The sequence below is a fragment of the Aestuariibaculum lutulentum genome, from assembly GCF_032926325.1.
Classification (GTDB): Bacteria; Bacteroidota; Bacteroidia; order Flavobacteriales; family Flavobacteriaceae; genus Aestuariibaculum; species Aestuariibaculum lutulentum.
Genome location: NZ_CP136709.1, coordinates 37501 through 58111, shown reverse-complemented (window position 1 = coordinate 58111; position 20611 = coordinate 37501). Strand labels below are relative to the sequence as shown.

At 34.3% G+C, this 20611-nt stretch carries 20 protein-coding genes and 2 tRNA genes (1 of these 22 cut by a window edge); 9 read left to right on the top strand and 13 right to left on the bottom strand.

Features of this window, described 5'->3' with window-relative positions:
- Nucleotides 1-8: 8 nt before the first annotated feature.
- The 3 genes from R1X58_RS00275 to R1X58_RS00265 are packed head-to-tail and all read right to left on the bottom strand — an operon-like array spanning nt 9 to nt 3258.
- Nucleotides 9-848 (bottom strand): phytoene/squalene synthase family protein, encoded by an 840-nt coding sequence (locus R1X58_RS00275; protein ID WP_240570975.1) that lies wholly within the window; start codon nt 846-848, stop codon nt 9-11.
- 3 nt (nt 849-851) lie between these two features.
- Complete coding sequence (locus tag R1X58_RS00270; RefSeq protein WP_240570972.1) at nt 852-2312, bottom strand: phytoene desaturase family protein; 1461 nt, start codon at nt 2310-2312, stop codon at nt 852-854.
- A gap of 46 nt (nt 2313-2358) precedes the next feature.
- On the bottom strand, nt 2359-3258 hold the full coding sequence (locus R1X58_RS00265; protein ID WP_240570970.1) for a MerR family transcriptional regulator: 900 nt from the start codon (nt 3256-3258) through the stop codon (nt 2359-2361).
- 244 nt (nt 3259-3502) lie between these two features.
- Between R1X58_RS00265 and R1X58_RS00260 the strand changes: the two genes are divergently transcribed.
- Nucleotides 3503-6145 (top strand): glycoside hydrolase family 3 protein, encoded by a 2643-nt coding sequence (locus R1X58_RS00260; protein WP_240570968.1) that lies wholly within the window; start codon nt 3503-3505, stop codon nt 6143-6145.
- A 50-nt stretch (nt 6146-6195) separates the two neighbouring features.
- Here the strand turns inward: R1X58_RS00260 and R1X58_RS00255 are convergent.
- Nucleotides 6196-6280: transfer RNA gene (locus tag R1X58_RS00255), tRNA-Leu, on the bottom strand.
- Nucleotides 6281-6419: 139 nt separating this feature from the next.
- A tRNA-Lys gene (locus R1X58_RS00250) sits at nt 6420-6492 on the bottom strand.
- A 141-nt stretch (nt 6493-6633) separates the two neighbouring features.
- Between R1X58_RS00250 and R1X58_RS00245 the strand changes: the two genes are divergently transcribed.
- Nucleotides 6634-7155 (top strand): shikimate kinase, encoded by a 522-nt coding sequence (locus R1X58_RS00245; protein WP_240570966.1) that lies wholly within the window; start codon nt 6634-6636, stop codon nt 7153-7155.
- Here the strand turns inward: R1X58_RS00245 and R1X58_RS00240 are convergent.
- Nucleotides 7147-7650: a phosphoribosyltransferase family protein gene (locus tag R1X58_RS00240; RefSeq protein ID WP_240570964.1), complete on the bottom strand. Its 504-nt coding sequence runs from the start codon at nt 7648-7650 to the stop codon at nt 7147-7149. The two genes, R1X58_RS00245 and R1X58_RS00240, sit on opposite strands and share 9 nt — an antisense overlap.
- Before the next feature lie 30 nt (nt 7651-7680).
- The gene (locus R1X58_RS00235; protein ID WP_240570962.1) at nt 7681-8052 is read right to left on the bottom strand and encodes an RNA-binding S4 domain-containing protein; all 372 of its coding nucleotides are present in this window, start codon (nt 8050-8052) and stop codon (nt 7681-7683) included.
- A 169-nt stretch (nt 8053-8221) separates the two neighbouring features.
- On the opposite strand from R1X58_RS00235, the gene R1X58_RS00230 reads away from it, so the two are divergent.
- Nucleotides 8222-9262 carry an FKBP-type peptidyl-prolyl cis-trans isomerase gene (locus R1X58_RS00230; RefSeq protein ID WP_240570961.1) on the top strand — a complete coding sequence of 347 codons (1041 nt, stop codon included), beginning with the start codon at nt 8222-8224 and terminating at the stop codon, nt 9260-9262.
- A 64-nt stretch (nt 9263-9326) separates the two neighbouring features.
- Here R1X58_RS00230 and R1X58_RS00225 read toward each other — a convergent pair whose 3' ends face one another.
- Nucleotides 9327-9911 (bottom strand): outer membrane beta-barrel protein, encoded by a 585-nt coding sequence (locus tag R1X58_RS00225; RefSeq protein ID WP_240570960.1) that lies wholly within the window; start codon nt 9909-9911, stop codon nt 9327-9329.
- 208 nt (nt 9912-10119) lie between these two features.
- Between R1X58_RS00225 and tgt the strand changes: the two genes are divergently transcribed.
- The 5 genes from tgt (at nt 10120) to R1X58_RS00200 (ending at nt 16636) form a co-directional block, all read left to right on the top strand.
- Complete coding sequence (gene tgt, locus R1X58_RS00220; RefSeq protein ID WP_240570959.1) at nt 10120-11250, top strand: tRNA guanosine(34) transglycosylase Tgt; 1131 nt, start codon at nt 10120-10122, stop codon at nt 11248-11250.
- Between the two features lie 58 nt (nt 11251-11308).
- Nucleotides 11309-12394 carry an LptF/LptG family permease gene (locus tag R1X58_RS00215; RefSeq protein WP_258225764.1) on the top strand — a complete coding sequence of 362 codons (1086 nt, stop codon included), beginning with the start codon at nt 11309-11311 and terminating at the stop codon, nt 12392-12394.
- Between the two features lie 188 nt (nt 12395-12582).
- Nucleotides 12583-13536, top strand: coding sequence for an acetyl-CoA carboxylase carboxyltransferase subunit alpha (locus R1X58_RS00210; protein WP_240570958.1), 954 nt, complete (start codon nt 12583-12585; stop codon nt 13534-13536).
- A gap of 169 nt (nt 13537-13705) precedes the next feature.
- On the top strand, nt 13706-15247 hold the full coding sequence (gene dnaB / locus R1X58_RS00205) for a replicative DNA helicase (RefSeq protein ID WP_240570956.1): 1542 nt from the start codon (nt 13706-13708) through the stop codon (nt 15245-15247).
- Nucleotides 15248-15451: 204 nt separating this feature from the next.
- Complete coding sequence (locus R1X58_RS00200; RefSeq protein ID WP_306468584.1) at nt 15452-16636, top strand: asparagine synthetase B; 1185 nt, start codon at nt 15452-15454, stop codon at nt 16634-16636.
- A 635-nt stretch (nt 16637-17271) separates the two neighbouring features.
- On the opposite strand, the gene R1X58_RS00195 is transcribed toward R1X58_RS00200, so the two are convergent.
- Complete coding sequence (locus R1X58_RS00195; protein WP_240570953.1) at nt 17272-17724, bottom strand: hypothetical protein; 453 nt, start codon at nt 17722-17724, stop codon at nt 17272-17274.
- A 121-nt stretch (nt 17725-17845) separates the two neighbouring features.
- Between R1X58_RS00195 and R1X58_RS00190 the strand changes: the two genes are divergently transcribed.
- Complete coding sequence (locus R1X58_RS00190; protein WP_240570951.1) at nt 17846-18268, top strand: secondary thiamine-phosphate synthase enzyme YjbQ; 423 nt, start codon at nt 17846-17848, stop codon at nt 18266-18268.
- Nucleotides 18269-18337: 69 nt separating this feature from the next.
- Here the strand turns inward: R1X58_RS00190 and rplT are convergent, their stop codons facing one another.
- The 4 genes from rplT to thrS all read right to left on the bottom strand — a co-directional run.
- Entirely contained in the window at nt 18338-18682 is a 345-nt protein-coding gene (gene rplT / locus R1X58_RS00185) for a 50S ribosomal protein L20 (RefSeq protein WP_240570949.1), read from the bottom strand.
- A gap of 103 nt (nt 18683-18785) precedes the next feature.
- Nucleotides 18786-18983 carry a 50S ribosomal protein L35 gene (gene rpmI, locus R1X58_RS00180; RefSeq protein ID WP_027138918.1) on the bottom strand — a complete coding sequence of 66 codons (198 nt, stop codon included), beginning with the start codon at nt 18981-18983 and terminating at the stop codon, nt 18786-18788.
- A gap of 90 nt (nt 18984-19073) precedes the next feature.
- The gene (infC, locus tag R1X58_RS00175) at nt 19074-19622 is read right to left on the bottom strand and encodes a translation initiation factor IF-3 (protein WP_375141543.1); all 549 of its coding nucleotides are present in this window, start codon (nt 19620-19622) and stop codon (nt 19074-19076) included.
- A 29-nt stretch (nt 19623-19651) separates the two neighbouring features.
- A protein-coding gene (gene thrS / locus R1X58_RS00170) for a threonine--tRNA ligase (RefSeq protein ID WP_240570948.1) crosses the window boundary here: on the bottom strand, nt 19652-20611 show its 3' portion. 975 nt of this gene lie beyond the right edge of the window; 960 of the gene's 1935 nt are visible here — the last part of the coding sequence; the start codon falls outside the window, past its right edge; its stop codon occupies nt 19652-19654.

Below are 20611 nucleotides of genomic sequence, written 5' to 3'. Positions count from 1 at the left end.
ACTTAAAGTTACATTAAATTTAGTTGATATTTAACATAGCTGCGCATGAGCAATTCTATTTTTTTAGGGTTTGAAACGCGTATCCTTGAGTTTTTAATGTGTAAAGCCGGTGTGTTTTGTAGTTTTTTAAGTAATTGTCTGTAATAACGATACGCCATAAACACTCCGAATTTAGCTTCATTAGGTAGCTTTTTTATCCCTTGTAAACCACGTTCAAAATCGTATTCAATGTCTTCAATGATGTGTTGCTTTGAAGCTTCATCAAGCTCATCTAGATTTATATTAGGGAAATAGCTTCGGTTTAAACCTTCCATATCGGCTTTTAAATCTCTTAAAAAATTTACTTTTTGAAACGCGGAACCCAAAGCCATTGCAGATGATTTAAGCTCATCGAACTTTTCCTGGTCGCCTTTAACAAATACCTTTAAGCACATTAAGCCAACCACATCGGCAGAACCATAAATGTAATTTTGATATTCTTCAACCGTATTATAATTGCTTTTGTTTAAATCTAAACGCATACTTTTCATAAAAGCATCAACCATATCTTTTTCCAGATTGTATTTATGGTAGGTATGCTGAAATGCATTTAGAATCGGGTTAAGACTGATTTTATTTTCAATAGCTTCATTTAAATCGTCGTAAAACTTGTTGAATAAAGCTTCTTTGTCATAATCGTGAAACGAATCGACAATTTCATCAGCAAATCTTACAAAACCGTAAATATTGTAAATATCAGCTCGAATCGATTTGTATAACATTTTTGTGGCAAGCGAAAACGATGTGCTGTAAGTTCCAGTAACTAGTTTGCTGCAGCTGTAGGATACCGTGTCGAATAATGCTTTCATGGGTTAATGGTGTTTAATTACTAAATCGGCTACTAATTTTCCTGAAATTAACGAGGGAGGAACGCCTGGTCCAGGTACCGTTAATTGTCCGGTGAAATACAAATTGTTTACTTTTTTACTTTTCAGTTTAGGTCTTAAAAAGGCTGTTTGTAATAGGGTATTTGCCATGCCGTAAGCATTACCTTTATATGAGTTATAATCATTTATAAAATCGTTTATACAGAAACTTTCTTTAAAAATAATATGGTCTTTTACGCTTTGAGAGGTTAAGTCTTCTAGTCGGTTTATGATTTTATTGAAATAGGTTTCTCTCAATTCCGGAGTATCATGCAAACTGGGCGCTAATGGAATTAAAAATATACCGGCTTCCTTGCCTTCAGGAGCTGTGCTTGTGTCTGTTTTGCTTGGAAAACTAGCGTAAAACAGTGGTTTTTCAGGCCATTCTGGATTGTCGTAAATAGCTTTAGCGTGAACATCGAAATCGACATCAAAAAATAAAGTGTGGTGATCTACATTTTCAATTTTTTTATTAAATCCTACATAAAATAACAGTGAAGACGGTGCAAAGGTTTTTTTGTTCCAGTAATTTTCAGAATATTGCCTGTAAGGTTCGTCCAATAACGTTTCTGTGTGATGGTAATCAGCGCCACTCACAATAATATCGGCCGTATATGTTTTTCCTTTTGAAATAATACCTGAAGCTTTTCCGTTACTTACGATGATTTCATCAACAGGGTTTTCTGTTTGAATGGTTACGCCTAGTTCTTCGGCTAAACTTTTTAAAGCCAGAATAACCTGATACATACCTTTTTGCGGATGAAAGGTCCCAAGTCCGAAATCGGCGTAATTCATGAAATTGTAGAAAGATGGTGTGTCGCTTGGTTTGGCACCAAGGAATAACACTGGAAATTCTAGAATTTGAGCCAGTCGTTTGTTTTTAAAAGCCTTGTTTACGTCTTTTTTAATGTTGCTAAAAAATTGGTTAAGTTTTTTGATTGTTTCCGGCGTAACCAATTCTAAAGGAGAAACCCCCGGATTGTAAACCAAATCTTTTATAGCAATGTCATAGTTACTTTTAGCATTCGCAATAAAAGATTTGAGTTTAACCGAACTTCCAGGTTCTTCTTTTTCAAAAGCCTTCGATATTTTATCTAAAGTGTCTTCAATGGTTATAAAATCGTTTTTTCCAAAATAAACACTGTAGGCAGGGTTAAGTTTTTCTAAGGTGTAATAGTCTGATGGTTTTTTACCGAAATCACTAAAAAATCGTTCAAACACATCTGGCATCCAATACCAGGTGGGACCAATATCGAATGTAAACCCATCTTTTTTTAATTGTCTTGCGCGACCTCCAATAGTAGTGTTTTTTTCAAATATTGTAGCGCTATATCCGGCTTTAGCTAGATAACATGATGCAGCTAAAGAGGAGAATCCGGAACCTAAAATTATAATTGTTTTTTTCATTTTTGTTTAACAAATATAATAAAAAGTTAAACAAAATGAATTTATATTACATTTCTTTAACTAAATTTTTTATGCTTTTAAAAACTTTAACCTTTTCGGGTAATTGAGAAGGGTTAAGGTTAATGGTTTTATTTCCAAGTAAATAAAGATAAGATTTGTTTTCATTTAATAATAATTCATTGAAATCTTTAATATAAGTTTCAATTGTATCTTCTTCCGGGAAGATAGTAAAATACGATATAAATGTAATATTGTCGAAAAATTCATATAGTTCGTAAAGGTTAGCAGTTGGTACGCTTGGCCCTAGAAAAATGGTATGATAACCTTTACTTTTTAGTAAGTAATTAACAAAAAGGAGTCCAATATCATGAATTTCATTATCGGGAAGGAAGAGAACAAATGTTCTGGAGTCGGAAGTGTTTTCAAGGTTTACCAACTTCTCTGTACTAAGTAATAACTTCTGCTTAATAAGAACCGAAATAAAATGTTCGTGTACCGGGGTTATGGTATTGGTTTGCCATAGTAACCCAATTTCATTTAGTAGAGGAAGAAATACAGAGTAAAATATGTCTTCAAAAGTAAGTTCTTCTAATAGGTCGTTATACGTTTTGTCAAATAAAGACTGATCGAAGTTAATCATAGCCATCTTAAACGCATTTATGGCAAAACTATCTTTGTTGCTTTCGGCTATTATTTCTTTAACTTTTATGGAGATCTCATCTTCAGCCAGGTCTGCTATTTTTGAAACTTTAAAACCATTATTGTTTAAGTAAGCTATGTTTAATAGTTTTTGAAGGCTGGCCGTATTATAAGTTCTTATGTTGGTATCGGTACGGTTGGGTTCCAATAAATTATAGCGTTTTTCCCAAATTCTAATGGTATGTGCTTTAATCCCTGAGAGGTTTTCAAGATCTTTAATACTGAAATTGACGCGAATTTTGTTCATTTTTTATTGAATTTAGCTAAACAAAAATAATGAATAACTAATTAATAGTGAACCTATTTCTTTAAAATCATGAAAAAATGTTTTTAAGTGCATAGAAATAAACGCTCGTCGAAAAAACAGTTTTAAATGGCATCTTAATTTTAATATTGTAAATGAATAAAAGATAAAGTGAATTTATTCAGCTTTCGCAAATTAAATTTAATATACAAAGACCCAACCAAAATAGGTAAATAATCATCCCAAAATGAAAAAGATAGTAATAGCATCAGTAGTTATTTTAAGTGTATTCCATTTAGCGTTTGCTCAAAAATATCCCTACCAGAATTCAAATATACCTGTTGAAGAACGCTTAACAGATTTGTTAAGTCGCATGAGTCTGGAGGAAAAAGTTCGCCAAATGGATATGTACAAAGGCGAATTTTTTAAAGATGGAGAAGATTTTTCAAAATCCAAAACTAATGAAAAAATTGGAGATTTGGGAGTTGGTGCTATTCATGATATTTATCCGAGGTCGGCTAAAATGATTAATGATCTTCAGAAGAATGTTATTAAAAATAACCGCTGGGGTATTCCGGCACTAATTATGTGTGAAATGTTGCACGGGTATTTAGATGAAGGCAGTACGGCGTTTCCAATGAATATTGGTCTTGGTGCTACCTGGGATACAGAACTAATGGAAAAGGTTGGTGAGGTTATTGGAAGTGAAGCTCGTGCTCACGGAGTGCATTTTGGTTTAGGTCCAGTTTTAGGTATTGGCAGAGAGCCAAGATGGGGACGCGTGGCAGAAACGTTTGGAGAGGATACTTATTTGGCAGGAGAACTGGGATTAGCCATGGTAAAAGGAATTCAAGGCGATACATTAGCTTCAGATCGTTCTATTATTGCAGAACCTAAGCATTTTGCTGTGCATAGTTATCCGCAGGCAGGAGGTAATTCATCACCTGTAATTGTAGGTGAGCGCACAGCGCGGGAAGATTTTTTGCCAACGTTTGAAAAGGTTTATAAGCAAGGAGGTGCTCTTGGAGCTATGTGTGCTTATTCAGAATTAGATGGAATACCTTGTGCAGCTAATCATTGGTTATTGACTGAAGTGTTGAGGAAAGAGTGGAATTTTAAAGGTATTGTAGTTTCAGACTTAGGAGCAATTAAATATATTCAAACCACACATTATGTTGCAGATTCTCCCAAAGAAAGTATCCGTCAGGCAGTTTCTGCAGGTGTAGATATGCATTTCTACGATTTTTCAAATGAGTTCTGGCAGGAAACTATTGCAGAACTTGTTAAGGAAGGCGCATTATCGATGGAAGATATAGATCGTGCAGCAGGTGGTGTGTTAAGGCTTAAATTTTTATTAGGATTATTTGATAACCCTTATACTGAAAAAGGGTTAATTGAAGCACGCTTCCATTCAAAGGAAAATCAGGAAGTTGCTTTGGAAGCAGGAAGAAAATCTATTAGTTTATTAAAAAATCAAGGCAACTTATTGCCATTGAGTAAGGATTTAAAAACGATTGCGGTTATTGGTCCTAATGCTGATGCATCGAGATTGGGAGGGTATTCAGTAAAGAATAAAGTGGCGACTACGGTATTGGAAGGTATTAAATCTGTAATTGGAAAAAACACCGAAGTACTTTATGAAGAAGGGGTGCCGCTTATCGTTAAAGGACAAATCATTCCATCAAAATATTTATTCACTCCTGATGGTAAACAAAATGGATTAAAAGGAGAGTATTTTAATAACAGAAAAGCAGAAGGAGAGCCGGTATTGACTCGCATTGATAATGAATTACAATTCGATTGGCCATGGAATCCGGGAGAAGGGGTTAATGATGATGATTTTTCAATTCGTTGGACAGGGTACATTCAATCCGATACTTCTTTTGATGGTTGGATTGGTTTAAGTTCAGACGATGGTATTCGCATGTGGATTGATGATCAGTTAGTCATTGATAACTGGACCAAGGGAGCTACAAGCATTGTAACAACACCTAAAAATATTGAAGCCGGTAAAAAGTACAAGGTTCGTATAGAAATGTGGGAAGGTGGCTGGGGAGCCAGAGCTCATTTACGCTGGAATTTGGAAAAAATAAATCTGCAGCCAGCCGTTGATATCGCCAAACAAGCCGATGTAGCTATTGTTGTTTTAGGTGAATCAAGAGAATTGGTTGAAGAAAATCGCGATGTTGCTACTTTAGATTTACACGGTATGCAGCAAGAATTAATTGAAGCGATTCAAAAAACAGGAACGCCTGTAGTTTGTGTTCTTTTAAATGGACGCCCGCTTTCAATAAATTGGATTAATGAAAATGTGCCAGCTATTTTAGAAGCTTGGTTTCCTGGAGAAGCAGGAGGTAGAGCTGTGGCTGATGTATTATTTGGTGATTACAATCCGGGAGGAAGGTTGCCGATTTCATTTCCTAAATCTGTAGGTCAGTTGCCAATATATTACAATCAAAAACCTTCAGCGATTCATAGATATGTTAGCGAAAGTGAAAATCCGTTATACACTTTTGGTTATGGGTTGAGTTATACAACTTTTGAGTATTCAAACTTAAAGTTGAGTTCAGATAAAATAGATGTTGATGGTAACATAACTGTATCGGTAGATGTTAAAAATACAGGAGATTATGACGGTGATGAAGTTGTACAGCTATATATTAATGATGTTTACAGTAGTGTGACCACACCTCATAAGACATTAAAAGGGTTTAAAAGAGTTTTTATAAAGCAAGGAGAAACCAAACATTTGGAATTTGAATTAACTTCAGATGAATTGGCTATTTGGAATCGAGATATGAAACGTGTTGTCGAGCCGGGAGCATTTGAAGTTATGGTTGGAGGAAATTCAAAAGATGTTTTAAAGGTTAAGTTTAACGTGGTAGAATAAAATAAGTGCCAAAAAAACTCGAAACAATTTTCGAGTTTTTTTGGCTTGTGTGCGCACGAGAAGACTCGAACTTCCACATTCTAAGCGAATACCAGCCCCTCAAGCTGGCGCGTCTACCAATTCCGCCACGTGCGCTAAATGTATAAACAAAACCGAATATAGAACTCGATGTGTCTGTGAGAAAAACTAAGATGAGTATTAGTTTTTTCTGTTTATTTTTACTCACAAAGTGACTAAAAATAAAAAAAGTTAAGCATATGCTTAACTTTTTTTGTGACCAGACTGGGGCTCGAACCCAGGACCCTAACATTAAAAGTGTTATGCTCTACCAACTGAGCTATCTAGTCTTGCTTAAACACTGAAAGTTAGTGTTTGCGGGTGCAAATATAAAACCTATTTTTAAAAAAACAAGGAGATTTTAGAAGAAATTTTTGTTTTTTTGCACATCGAAAACTTAAGTTTTTAATAATCAATTTATAACCTAATCAATGATTTTAATTTTAGTTGGATATATGGCTTCTGGAAAGTCCACTATAGGTAGGATTTTAGCCGAAAAATTAAACTACGACTTTTTAGATTTAGACGATTACATTGAAGAACAGGAACAAAATTCAATAAAAACTATATTTCAAATTAAGGGAGAAATCTATTTTAGAAAGGTTGAAACTAAATATTTAAGGGAACTTTTAGATAGTGAATCCAATTTGATTTTATCCCTTGGGGGTGGTACTCCGTGTTATAGTAATAATATGGATCTTATTTTAAAAGCCGATAATGTGAAAAGTGTTTATTTAAAAGCTTCCATTCCAACCTTGGTAAACCGTTTAAAAGGAGAAAAGGGAAAACGCCCTTTAGTGGCTCATATAGAAACTGATGAGGAGTTAACTGAATTTATTGGAAAACATTTGTTCGAGCGTTCACCATTTTACAGTCAGGCGAATATTGTGTTGCCAACCGATAATAAAACGACTTCTGAAATAATAGAAGAACTAAATTTGAAGCTACTCTAAAGTAGCTTCAAATTGATTGCCTTCCAATACCACATTAACATGCTCGTGTAATGAAGTAGACAAAGAAATACCTTTAAAATCTGCTTTTACAGGATATTTTTTATGGTTTCTATTTATTAAAACAGCGGTTTTAAAACGCTTAAGCGGAACATCTAAAAAGTGTTTTACACCATAAATTAAAGTGGTGCCTGAGTTTAAAACATCATCAACAAGTACTAAAGATTTGTTTTCATATTCTTCAGTACTTAAAGATGTTTTTATATTATTTTGAGGTTGTTTTTTATCGATACTAACTTTGCATAAAATCACATTAATATCTGAAATATCCTCTAAGATGGCTTTTAACTTTTCTGCAAAAATATACCCATTACGATCGATTCCGGCTAAAATAACTTCGGTTTCATAAACGTTGCTTTCATAAATTTGAAATGCAATACGTCTTATTTTATGATTGATTTCGTCGTGGTTTAATATCACGTTGTTTGTAACGTCCATAATCAATTGGGATTAAATGAGAGGGTAAAATTACTCATTTTCGTTTGTAAAATCATCAATATCGCGTCTATCTTTTTTTGTAGGTCGTCCAACACCTTTTTTTCTGTAATAGTCTTTGGCGAATTTTAATAATTCCTGAGCTTCAAATTGCTCTTTAGGTGTAATATCTGTTCTGTAAATGTCCACCAGTTTAGCACCAACCCGACTTTCAGGAATGTCGTTGACTTTTAATTTATAGTTTATCTGGTCTTTTCTTAATTCAATAACATCTGTTGCATAAACCTCCCTGCTGGGTTTTACAACATCGCCATTTACCTTAACCTGGCCTTTTTTACAAGCCGTTGTGGCAATGCTTCGTGTTTTGTAATATCTCACACACCATAAGTACTTATCAATTCGCATATATTAATTCTAAAAACTACGTTAACCATGTACACAAGATTATATTAAAATTGTATCTTGCGTGCTCAAAAATAAAGAATATTAAGACATTGGTATAATAAAAAGCAATGCTTTTAATTTATAATAAGCCGATGCTTAAGATACCCAAAGAAATAAAAAATATCGTTGCATGAAATTTAAAAATTTAAGTTTGCTGGCCTTGTGTTTGGCTATTGGTTTTGTGTCTTGTAAAAAAGATGATGAATCTGAAGTTACCGTAGTACCTCCTAGAGATCGCACAGAACAACAGGCAGCAGACATGGATTCTTTACAGAAGTATTTACAAAGTCATTATTATAACAAAGCCGAAATTGAGGCTGCTCTACCAAATATAGGTATTAATGATATTAAAATTTTAGAGCTAACAGGAGATGAGACGGTGCCTGATGGTTACGAGTTATTAGAAACTGCTGTTGGAGCTCCAATAGATACTACTTACGCCGATACAGAATACCAGTATTACGTACTTAAAATAAATCAAGGTGGAGGGTATAATTCTCCAACTGTGGCTGATGATATTCAAATTTTATATGAAGGGTTTACTTTAGGAGATGTTGTTTTTGATAGTAAATATTATCCGGATAGTAATCCTCTGGATTTAACAAGTTTAATTCCGGGATGGCGTTTTGTGATTCCTAAGTACAACGTTTCAGAAAGTTTTGCCGATAATGGTGACGGTACTGTAAGTTTTAGTAATTCTGGAGTAGGTGTTATGTTTTTACCATCAGGATTAGCCTATTTCTCAAGCGCTACTGGTAGTATAGCAGCTTATTCGCCTTTAGTGTTTAAATTTGAGTTGTTACAAATGGGACAAAATGACCATGATGGAGATGGTGTGCCAACATATTTAGAAGGTCTTACTGTGAATACAGATGAAGATACCTATGCCGATGCCTATGGGTATTTATATCCGCGTTATGATTATATAGATACTGATGATGATGGAGACGGTGTGCTAACGAAAAACGAAATTACAGTAAGAACAGTTAAAGGAGCTTCTGTTGAAGTCGTTAAATCTGAACCATTAGATGCTGATGAAGTGTTACTAAATTACATAGCAAAAAATAGTGAAGGGGAATTTGTAGGAACCGTAATTAAACTTTACGATACAAACGCTAATGAGATTCCTGATTATTTAGAATCGGATATTAAAATAAATTATAGCCTATAATTGTAGTAGATAAAATAAAAAAAAGCCTCGCATTTGCGGGGCTTTTTTGTTGCTGTCAAACAGATTATATTAATAAAGATAAACTTAAAATTAACTGGTCTGGTCTGGTGTCAATTCTATTGGTGCTAATGCCATTATTGTCTAAGAAAGTGGCTTCGTTTTCGCTAAATCCTCTTTCATAACGTAAGTCAAGCCCAACTTTTTTGAAGTTAACTCCAATACCAAAGTTCAATCCAACCGTTAAATCGTTGTCTACATCGTTAATGGTAATGTTTTCAAATTCAGTGTCTAAAATATACTGAAATGCTGGTCCGGCAAATACGTTTAAAGGGCCAATAACTTTTACACCAACCAATAAAGGCACATCTAGTTTCTGCATTTTAAAACTATCGTCATTATAATCACTTTTAGTGCTGGTATAAACAACTTCAGGTTTAAAGAAAATTTGATTTCCAACTTTACCAAATAAACCAATATGGAGTCCTACATTTCTATCAGGATGTTCATAGTTGTTGCTAATCGATTCAAAATAATCACCGTTAGCGTTGTAGTTTAATCCACCTTTAATACCAAATCCGGGAATAGATTGCGCAAAGGCAGTAATGGACATTGAAGTTAACAGTAATAAAAAAAACAGGCTCTTTTTCATAAATAGTTTTTTTAGGGATTCGTAATTTAATTAAAAACGATATTATATGTTTTATAGTATCATTCTCTATCAATATACGAGCCAAAAGTGCTTAAAAGTTCAAAATCTTTAAAATTAACAGAGAACAGAAAATCATAAAAGCAAGTGAAAAGTACAATGTAAAACTAAAAAAATATGTAGGTTTGCCGTTGGAAGAATAATTAGGTATATGCAATTTGAATTAAAAGCAAAAGATCCGCAAAGTCAGGCAAGAGCGGGAAAAATAACAACCGATCACGGGGTAATTGAAACTCCTATTTTTATGCCTGTAGGTACGGTAGCATCAGTAAAAGGGGTGCATCAGCGAGAGTTAAAAAATGATATCAACCCGGATATTATTTTGGGGAATACGTATCATTTATATTTGCGTCCGCAAACGCCTATTTTAGAAAAAGCAGGCGGATTGCATAAGTTCATGAACTGGGATCGTAATATTTTAACCGACTCTGGCGGATACCAGGTGTACTCATTATCTTCTAACCGAAAAATTAAGGAAGAAGGAGTTAAGTTTAAATCGCATATAGACGGTAGTTATCATACATTCACTCCAGAAAATGTTATGGAAATTCAACGTACCATTGGTGCCGATATTATCATGGCTTTCGATGAATGTACGCCGTATCCTTGTGATTATAACTATGCAAAACGCTCTATGCATATGACACACCGTTGGCTGGATCGTTGCATTAATCATTTAGAAAAAACGCCATTAAAATATGGTTACGATCAGGCCTTTTTTCCAATTGTTCAAGGAAGTACTTATAAAGATTTAAGACGCCAGTCGGCTGAATACATTGCCAATGCAGGAGCTGTGGGTAATGCTATTGGAGGACTTTCGGTAGGAGAGCCAGCAGAAGAAATGTATGCCATGACCGAAGTGGTTACCGAAATTCTTCCGGAAGACAAACCACGTTATTTAATGGGAGTTGGTACGCCAATCAATATTTTGGAAAATATTGCGTTAGGTATAGATATGTTCGACTGCGTGATGCCAACACGTAATGCAAGAAATGGTATGTTATTTACGGCACATGGAACCATAAATATTAAAAATAAAAAGTGGGAAGCCGATTTTTCACCAATCGATGAGATGGGCATCACTTTTGTTGATACCGAATATTCTAAAGCGTATTTACGTCATTTGTTTTCGGTTAACGAATATTTGGGAAAACAAATTGCAACAATCCATAATTTAGGATTTTATTTATGGTTGGTTCGCGAGGCAAGAAAACATATATTAGCAGGAGATTTTAGAACTTGGAAAGACCAAATGGTAAAACAAATGGATAAACGTTTGTAATTAAAAAGGAATTCTAAACATACTAAAGCCCCAAATAAAGACTTAATAAGTTAAGCGTGTGAAAATATTAGATTGGTACATTTTAAAACGTTATTTGTTTACATTTTTTATGATGCTTTTGCTGTTTATACCTATTGGTATAACGGTGCATTTAGCTGAAAAAATTGGAAAAATTTTAGAAAATGAAGTGCCTATCGGAGAAGTGCTTTTATACTTTTTAGATTTTACCATCTATTTTGCCCACTTACTTTTTCCTTTGTTTTTATTCTTGTCTGTAATTTGGTTTACTTCCAAGTTGGCGAATAACACCGAGGTGATTGCTTTTTTAAGTTCCGGAGTGTCTTTTTACAGGTTTTTACGCCCGTATATGATTGGGGCAACTATAGTTGGTATTCTGTCTATAGTATTAGGTTTGTATTTAGCACCTAAGGCTAGTCAAGGATTTAATGACTTTTCATATAAATACTTTAAGAAAGGTAAGAGTGCCTATGAAGGAGCTAATGTAGATTTGTTTAGACAAATCAACGATAACGAAATTATCTACGTTAGTAGTTTCGATGTTAAAAACAAAAATGGAAGCAATTTCACCTTAGAGCATTTTGAAAACAATAAGTTGACCTATAAAATTAGTGCTAATAGTATTCGATATATTGAAGAGGATACCACTTACAGATTAGTGAATTACGTTAAACGTACTATTGGTGAAAACAACGATATTCTTGAAGAAATAGAAAGAAAAAAGGATACCTTATTTCCATTTAAAGTAGATGATTTAACACCTGAAATTTATGCAGCCGAGGTAAAGCCCTATGGCGAATTAAAACGATTTATAGCAAAAGAAGAGGCCAGAGGGTCTTCTAATGTCGGGCGTTTTAAACTTGTATTGTATAAAAAATGGAGTTTACCAGTATCTGTGTTTATATTAACTATTATAGCAGTGGCTGTGTCTTCTATGAAACGCCGAGGAGGAATGGGAGTTAATCTGGCAATTGGTATTTGTATTGCTATGGTTTTTGTCTTTTTCGATAAGATTTTCGGAGTTATGGCAGAGCAGTCCGATTTCTCACCAATAGTCGCGGCGTGGTTTCCTAATGTGGTGTTTGGCGTGTTGTCTATTTTCCTTTTGCAAAAGGCAAAACGTTAAAGACTTTTAGTTATTTGAACATAATAATTCATGCTTAAGTACTAAAACTTTCGTAGTTTCTTAGATAATCATTAATTTTGCAGTGTAATTAACAAGAACCAATAATTCATGTTTTTTCTTAGTTTAAAATGAAAAAATATGTAGGTTTGTAGGCTAAAATAAATAAACAGCCATAATAAAAAATTCTTATGGAATATTTAGAATTTGAACTCCCTATAAAAGAATTAGAAGAGCAACTTCAAAAATGTAGAATCATTGGAGAAGAAAGCGAAGTAGATGTTACAGAAACCTGTAAGAACATCGAAAGTAAATTAAAGGAAACTCAAAAAGACATCTATAAAAACTTAACACCATGGCAGCGTGTTCAGTTATCACGTCACCCAAACAGACCATATACTTTAGATTATATTAGAGCTATTTGTGGAGATACATTTTTAGAACTTCATGGAGACAGAAGCTTTAAAGATGATAAAGCGATGATTGGTGGTTTAGGTAAAATTGGTGATCAAAGTTTTATGTTCATTGGTCAGCAAAAAGGTTATAATACCAAAACCCGTCAATATAGAAATTTCGGTATGGCTAATCCTGAGGGTTACCGTAAAGCACTTCGTTTAATGAAGTCTGCTGAAAAATTCGGAATTCCTGTTGTTACGTTATTAGATACACCTGGTGCTTATCCTGGTTTAGAAGCAGAAGAGCGTGGGCAAGGAGAAGCGATTGCCAGAAACATTTTAGAAATGACTCGCTTAAAAGTGCCAGTAATTACTATTGTAATTGGTGAAGGTGCTTCAGGTGGAGCATTAGGTATTGGTGTTGGAGACGTTGTTTTAATGTTAGAGAACACTTGGTATTCTGTAATTTCTCCTGAGTCTTGTTCATCAATCTTATGGCATAGCTGGGAATATAAAGAACAAGCAGCTGAAGCTTTAAAATTAACAGCTAGCGATATGAAAAAATTAAAGCTGGTTGATGAAATTATCAAGGAACCTCTAGGAGGTGCTCACAGAGATAGAGAAAAGACTTTTACAACTGTTAGTAATACTATCGTTAAGTTTTATGAAGAGCTTAAAAACTTATCACCAGATGAATTAGTTTCTAAGCGTATGGATAAATATTCTAACATGGGTGTATTCAAAGATTAAACCTTGTAGAGCCTACATAAATAAAAATCTGAAGTGTTAAACTTCAGATTTTTTTTGTGGTTATTGACAATTTTTGTAAGTTATTAACAGTTAGATTGTTAACTATTGGTTAATAATCAGAATCGATTTTCTGTCCGATAAAAGATTCATTTTAGTTACATTCGTAGACATGAAACAACCCGACCAAATTAAAGGATATAGAGTAGACAAGAGCACCCTAATCAACCTTGAAAAAGGAAAGATACCTCCTCAAGCTATTGATTTAGAGGAAGTTGTGTTAGGTGCAATGATGATTGATAAAAAAGGGGTTGATGAAGTAATTGATATTTTGAGTTCTGAAGCTTTCTACAAAGAATCGCATCAACATATCTTTTCGGCTATCTTTCAGCTATTTGAAAATAGTGAACCTATCGACTTATTAACCGTTTCGACGCAGTTAAAGAAAAACGGAAAGTTAGAACAGGCCGGTGGAGATTTCTATTTAATTTCTTTAACTCAAAAAGTGTCTTCTTCGGCGCATATTGAGTTTCACGCACGTATTATTTTACAGAAATTTATTCAGCGTAGTCTAATTAAAATTTCAAACGAAATTATTGAAGACTCTTACGATGAAACGAAGGACGTTTTCGATTTGTTAGATAATGCTGAGGCTAAATTATACGAGGTTACTCAAGGAAATATTAAAAAATCGAGTGAATCTGCTCAGGATTTAGTAATTCAGGCGAAGAAGAAAATCGAAGAGATTTCTAATAAGGAAGGTTTGAGTGGTATTCCTACAGGATTTACCAAACTTGATAAATTAACTTCAGGTTGGCAACCATCCGATTTAATTATCGTTGCGGCACGTCCGGGTATGGGTAAAACAGCGTTAACCCTATCTATGGCTCGAAATATTGCTGTCGACCAGAATATTCCTGTAGCCTTTTTCTCATTAGAGATGGCATCGGTACAGTTAATCACCCGTCTTATTTCTAGTGAAACAGGATTATCTTCTGAAAAATTAAGAACCGGTAAGTTAGAAAAGCACGAGTGGGAGCAATTAAACGTAAAAGTAAAAGACCTAGAAAAAGCACCGCTTTATATTGATGATACACCATCCTTATCGATTTTCGATTTAAGAGCTAAGGCGCGTCGTTTATCATCACAACATGGTATTAAGTTGATTATGATTGATTACTTGCAGTTAATGACGGGAGGAAGCGCCCATGCTGGTAACCGTGAGCAGGAGATTTCCATGATTTCCCGAAACTTAAAAGCTTTGGCAAAGGAATTAATGGTACCGGTAATTGCACTGTCGCAGTTATCGCGTGCGGTTGAAACACGTGGAGGCAGTAAACGACCGTTACTTTCAGATTTACGTGAATCTGGAGCGATTGAGCAGGATGCCGATATTGTAAGTTTCATTTATCGTCCGGAATATTATAAAATTGATGAGTGGGATGATGAAGAGCGCTCTCCAACCGAAGGTCAGGCCGAGTTTATTATCGCAAAACACCGTAATGGTGGGTTGGAAAACATCCGATTGAAATTCTTAGGACACTTAGGTAAGTTCGACAACTTAGATGATTTTGATTCACCGTTCGAGTTCCATTCAAAAATGAATGATGGAGGAGGAGAAGATCCTTTTAGCTCTAATAACTTTACAGCAAGTCCAGATCAGGCTTTTGGTAGTTCATTTAACGATGATAACGACGACGAAGTACCGTTTTAACATCTAATCTTTTAGTTAAAACAAGTGTTCCAATAATATTTTAAGTATCTTTAAGTTTGAATAAATCGAAGATAAATGCGCAACATTGACTGTGTGTATTTATCTTCGAATTTAAATTTTAACTGACTTTTGAAGAAGATACTATTTGCACTCCTTTTTATTTGTATGGGTTTAAAAACCTATGCATCCTATATTCTTATTCCAATGGATTCTGAAGGCCAGAAAAATCATTTAAAGGCTTACGGATTAACCTATTGGATTCTTTCTAAAGAACAAAAAGTAAAATGGTTACTTAATTATCGTGGTGGTTCTTTTTTATTGCCCGATACAGAAGCTATTCAACGTGAATGCCAGATTCGAGGGATTTCTTTTGAAATTTTATCCGACGCTAAAACTGAAAGTATTCTGGAGGAAATTAGTAGCCCTAGTCAGAATATGGAAGCGGTGGTTTTAGAAAAAGCTCCCAAAGTAGCGGTTTACACACCAAAGGGTAAATTACCTTGGGATGATGCGGTAACCATGGTATTGCAATATGCCGAGATTCCCTATGAAACCATTTATGATGAAGAAGTATTGAATGATGGACTTTTAATGTTTGATTGGCTACACTTGCATCATGAAGATTTTACGGGTCAATATGGGAAATTCTATGGCGCTTATAAAGCGGCTTCGTGGTATATTGAAGAAAAGAAGGAAGCAGAAGCTTTAGCTGAAAAATTGGGATTTAATAAAGTTTCAGATGAAAAACTTGCCGTAGCTTTAAAGATTAGAGATTATGTTATTGGCGGAGGATTTATGTTTGCCATGTGCAGCGCAACAGATAGTTTTGATATTGCTTTAGCGGCGGAAGGTATTGATATTTGTGAGCCAATGTTCGATGGCGATGCCAGCGATCCGGCTTATCAGAATAAAATAGATTATTCTAGAACCTTTGCCTTTACAGATTTTACTTTAGAGCGTAATCCGAATGTGTATGAGTTCTCGTCAATTGATATGACTAGAAAACGTGTGATTCATAAATCTACCGATTACTTTTCTTTAATGGAATTTTCAGCAAAATGGGACCCCATTCCAACCATGTTATGTCAAAATCATACAGTATTGGTTAAAGGTTTTATGGGACAAACCACTTCATTTACTCGAGATGAAATAAAATCTAATGTTTTGGTTATGGGTGAAACGAAGAGCAATGGAGAAGCCAAATACATTCACGGAATAAAAGGAAAAGGGTTTTTTACCTTCTATGGAGGGCACGATCCGGAAGATTATCAGCACCGGGTAGGTGATGCAAAGACTGAACTGGATTTACATCCTAATTCGCCAGGCTACAGATTAATCTTAAATAATATTTTATTTCCTGCAGCCCGTAAGAAAAAGCAAAAAACCTAATTATATGGATTTCTGGTTGGTTATTTTGGTTAGCCTGGTTGGACTTTGCTTTCTAATATTTAATACTTTGACATTTTTTATTAATAGAAATAATATACCCGATATATCTAAGCTATTTGTTTGGTATTTGGTTGTGCTTTCTTTAGTTGAAATTAGTTGTAATTTAATTGGTGTTATAAAACCAAATGCTAATTTTTTTGTGTCCCATTTTTATTTTGGATTTCAATTCATCTTTTTGTCGTTGTTGTATTATAAATTACTTCAACATAGATTTATCAAGATACTAATCCTAATAATAGGTATAATTCAAATGCTTTATATTACGAGTATATATATGGGAGATATTAAGCTTTTTTGGAATTTCAACACTTATGAAATTGTTTCTACTTCTACTATTTTAATGGTCTATGCCTTATATTTTATATTCAGTAATTTTGAAATAGAGCATCATTATTTTAATTTCTCCATTGGATTAATACTTTATTTATGTTGCAGTATTACCATATTTTTGTCAGACAATTTAGATTTGGTTTTATTAGAAAAGCCATTTATAGATATCTGGATTTTTAATTCCTTATTCTATATCCTTTTTCAATATTTTATTTTTAGGGAATTCAGGTTTTTTAAGCGAAACCCTATTCTTCATAAATAATGACACGCTCAAAAGTGTAGATGTAACCATCGGCAGCTTCGCCATTCATTGTTATATTCTGATCGATAACCATTTCGTTTTCGCTATTGTCAATAATGAGGTTTCCAAATTCGGTGTCATTTATAAAAAGAAATTGATTTAAATCCTGATTAGTGACACTAAAACTGTAAATACCACTATCAAAACCATCTTCAATTGTATCGTTTTCGTTGGAATTGGTAATGGTTAGTGAGCCATATTCTTCGTCGAATTCCCAAACAATCTCATTTAATTCAAAATTATTATCTACTCCAGAAAGTCCGCCAAATACGTTCGTTAAATGCCATTCGACTGCTATAATTTCAGGCAAATTCGAATCTGAATTTGAGTCACTGTTTAAACTACAACTAGATAGTGTTAAGATTGCTAATAGGAAGGTGTAAATGTAATGTTTCATGTTTCTTTTTCATTTTATATACTAGATGTTGTTTAACGTATTTGGTTGCGTCTTTATGATTAAAAAGTGCCTTTTTTTTGAAATTAAACTTTAATTTAGAGCTTTATTTAATGATTAGCAGATGAAAGTTTTTCAAAAGGAAATACGTTTAAAATCTTATCCTCGTGGATTTCATTTAATAACAGATACTGTTTTAGATGCAATTCCAGAAATAAATGAGATTAAGGGAGGGCAGCTTCAGGTTTTTATAAAACATACGTCTGCCAGTTTAACGATTAATGAAAATGCCGATTATACGGTAAGAGGTGATTTTGAAAGACATTTTAATGTCATGGTTCCGGAAAATGCACCTTACTATAAACATACCTACGAAGGGGCTGATGATATGCCTGCCCATATTAAAGCATCCCTGTTAGGAGCGTCTGTACAAATACCGTTAACTAATGGGAAATTAAATTTAGGTATATGGCAGGGAATTTATTTATGTGAACACAGAGATTATGGTGGTGAGCGCCGATTGGTAATTACAGCCTTTGGGATATAAAAAAATCCGATTCGTAAGAATCGGATTTTTATTAAGCGAATTAATATGTTTTACAATAGGCGGAACGCCTTATTTTACTTTCTCTATTACAGCTTTAAAAGCCTCTGGGTTATTCATAGCTAAATCTGCTAAAACCTTACGGTTTAATTCGATTTCATTAGCTTTTAATTTCCCCATAAATTGAGAATAAGATAAACCATGTAAACGGGCTCCAGCGTTAATACGCGTAATCCATAATGCACGGAATGTTCTCTTTTTATTTCTACGGTCTCTGTACGAGTATTGCATCGCTTTATCAACCGCGTTTTTAGCTACTGTCCAAACGTTTTTACGACGTCCGAAGTAACCTTTAGCTTGTTTTAGAACCTTTTTTCTTCTGGCTCTTTTTGCTACAGAATTTACTGATCTTGGCATAATTTTAAATGTTTTTTTGTAGTAGGCGGCAGAAATACTCTACTCTTTTATTTTTGCCTAACTCCAGGGTTTATAATTTATTTAATAACCGGTTAAAACCGTATTACTTTAAACGTAACATTGTTTTAACATTGTTCTCATCCGCTTTATCTACTAAAGTGTCATGAGTTAAAGCTAACTTACGCTTTTTAGACTTCTTAGTTAAGATGTGACTTTTAAAAGCGTGTTTTCTTTTAATCTTACCAGTACCAGTTAACTTGAAACGTTTTTTGGCACTAGATTTAGTTTTCATTTTAGGCATCTTCTTTTCCTAGGTTTTAATTATTTCGCTTAATTATTTTAGAACTAAAATTGCTTTTAGTGTCTTTTTATATCAATGTTATTGTCCTAATTATTTTTTAGGAGCAATAAACATGGTCATACGTTTACCTTCTAATTTAGGCATTTGTTCTACCTTACCAAATTCTTCAAGGTCTTGCGCTAAACGAAGCAATAAAATTTGACCTTGCTCTTTGAAGATGATAGAACGTCCTTTAAAGAATACAAAAGCTTTTAACTTAGCGCCTTCTTTTAAGAACTTTTCCGCATGCTTTCTTTTAAACTCGTAATCATGATCGTCTGTTTGCGGACCAAAACGAATTTCTTTGATAACTACCTTAGTAGCCTTAGCTTTAATAGCTTTATCACGTTTTTTTTGCTCGTAAAGGAACTTTTTATAGTCCATGACTTTACAAACAGGAGGGTCTGCATTTGGAGAAATCTCTACTAAATCGAACTCTTGTTCTTCCGCTATTTTTAAAGCGTCTCTGGTAGAGTAAATTCCAACTTCAACGTTTTCACCAACAAGGCGAACGTTAGGCACGGTAATTCTAGAGTTAATTCTGTGTTTTTCCTCTTGAGCAACCCTTGGCTTGGGCTGTGATTTTTTTCTAATTGCTATGGCTCTTAAATTTTTAGTTAAACTTTGTTTTAAAATGGTTTTAGCGTTTTGCTAATCTCATCATTTATTATTTTAGAGAAGTCTTCTACTGAAATCATCCCTAAATCTGATCCACCATGCTGACGCACAGTGATTTTGTTTTCTTTCTCTTCTTGCTCCCCAATAATAATCATATACGGGTGTTTTTGCATTTCGGCTTCCCGAATCTTTTTCCCGATAGTTTCATTCCTGTGGTCTACAAGGGCGCGAATTTCGTTATTTTCTAGCAAATTTAAAACTTTTTCGGCGTATTTTTCATATTTCTCGCTAATTGACAGGATAATAGCCTGAGTTGGCATTAACCATAGCGGGAAATTTCCAGCCGTATGTTCTAGTAAAATCGCGATAAAACGCTCCATACTACCAAAAGGGGCACGGTGAATCATGACCGGACGGTGTAATTCATTATCACTGCCTTTATAGGTTAAGTTGAAACGCTCAGGTAAGTTGTAATCTACCTGAATTGTTCCTAACTGCCATTGGCGACCAAGGGCATCTTTTACCATAAAGTCAAGCTTAGGTCCGTAGAAGGCAGCTTCACCGGTTTCGATAACGTAGTTAAGACTTTTGTCTTGGGCAGCGTTAATAATAGCTTGTTCTGCTTTTTCCCAGTTTTCAACACTACCTATGTATTTGTCGGGATTTTCAGGATCCCTTACAGATACTTGTGCAGTAAAGTTTTCAAAACCTAACGATCCGAATACATAAAGTACTAAGTCGATAACATTTTTAAACTCGGCGTCTAACTGGTCTGGCGTACAGAATAAGTGAGCATCATCCTGAGTAAATCCACGAACACGTGTTAAACCATGTAATTCTCCACTTTGTTCGTAACGATATACTGTACCGAATTCTGCATAACGTTTCGGTAAATCTTTATAAGACCACTGGCTGTTGTTGTAAATCTCACAGTGGTGAGGACAGTTCATTGGTTTTAATAAAAATTCTTC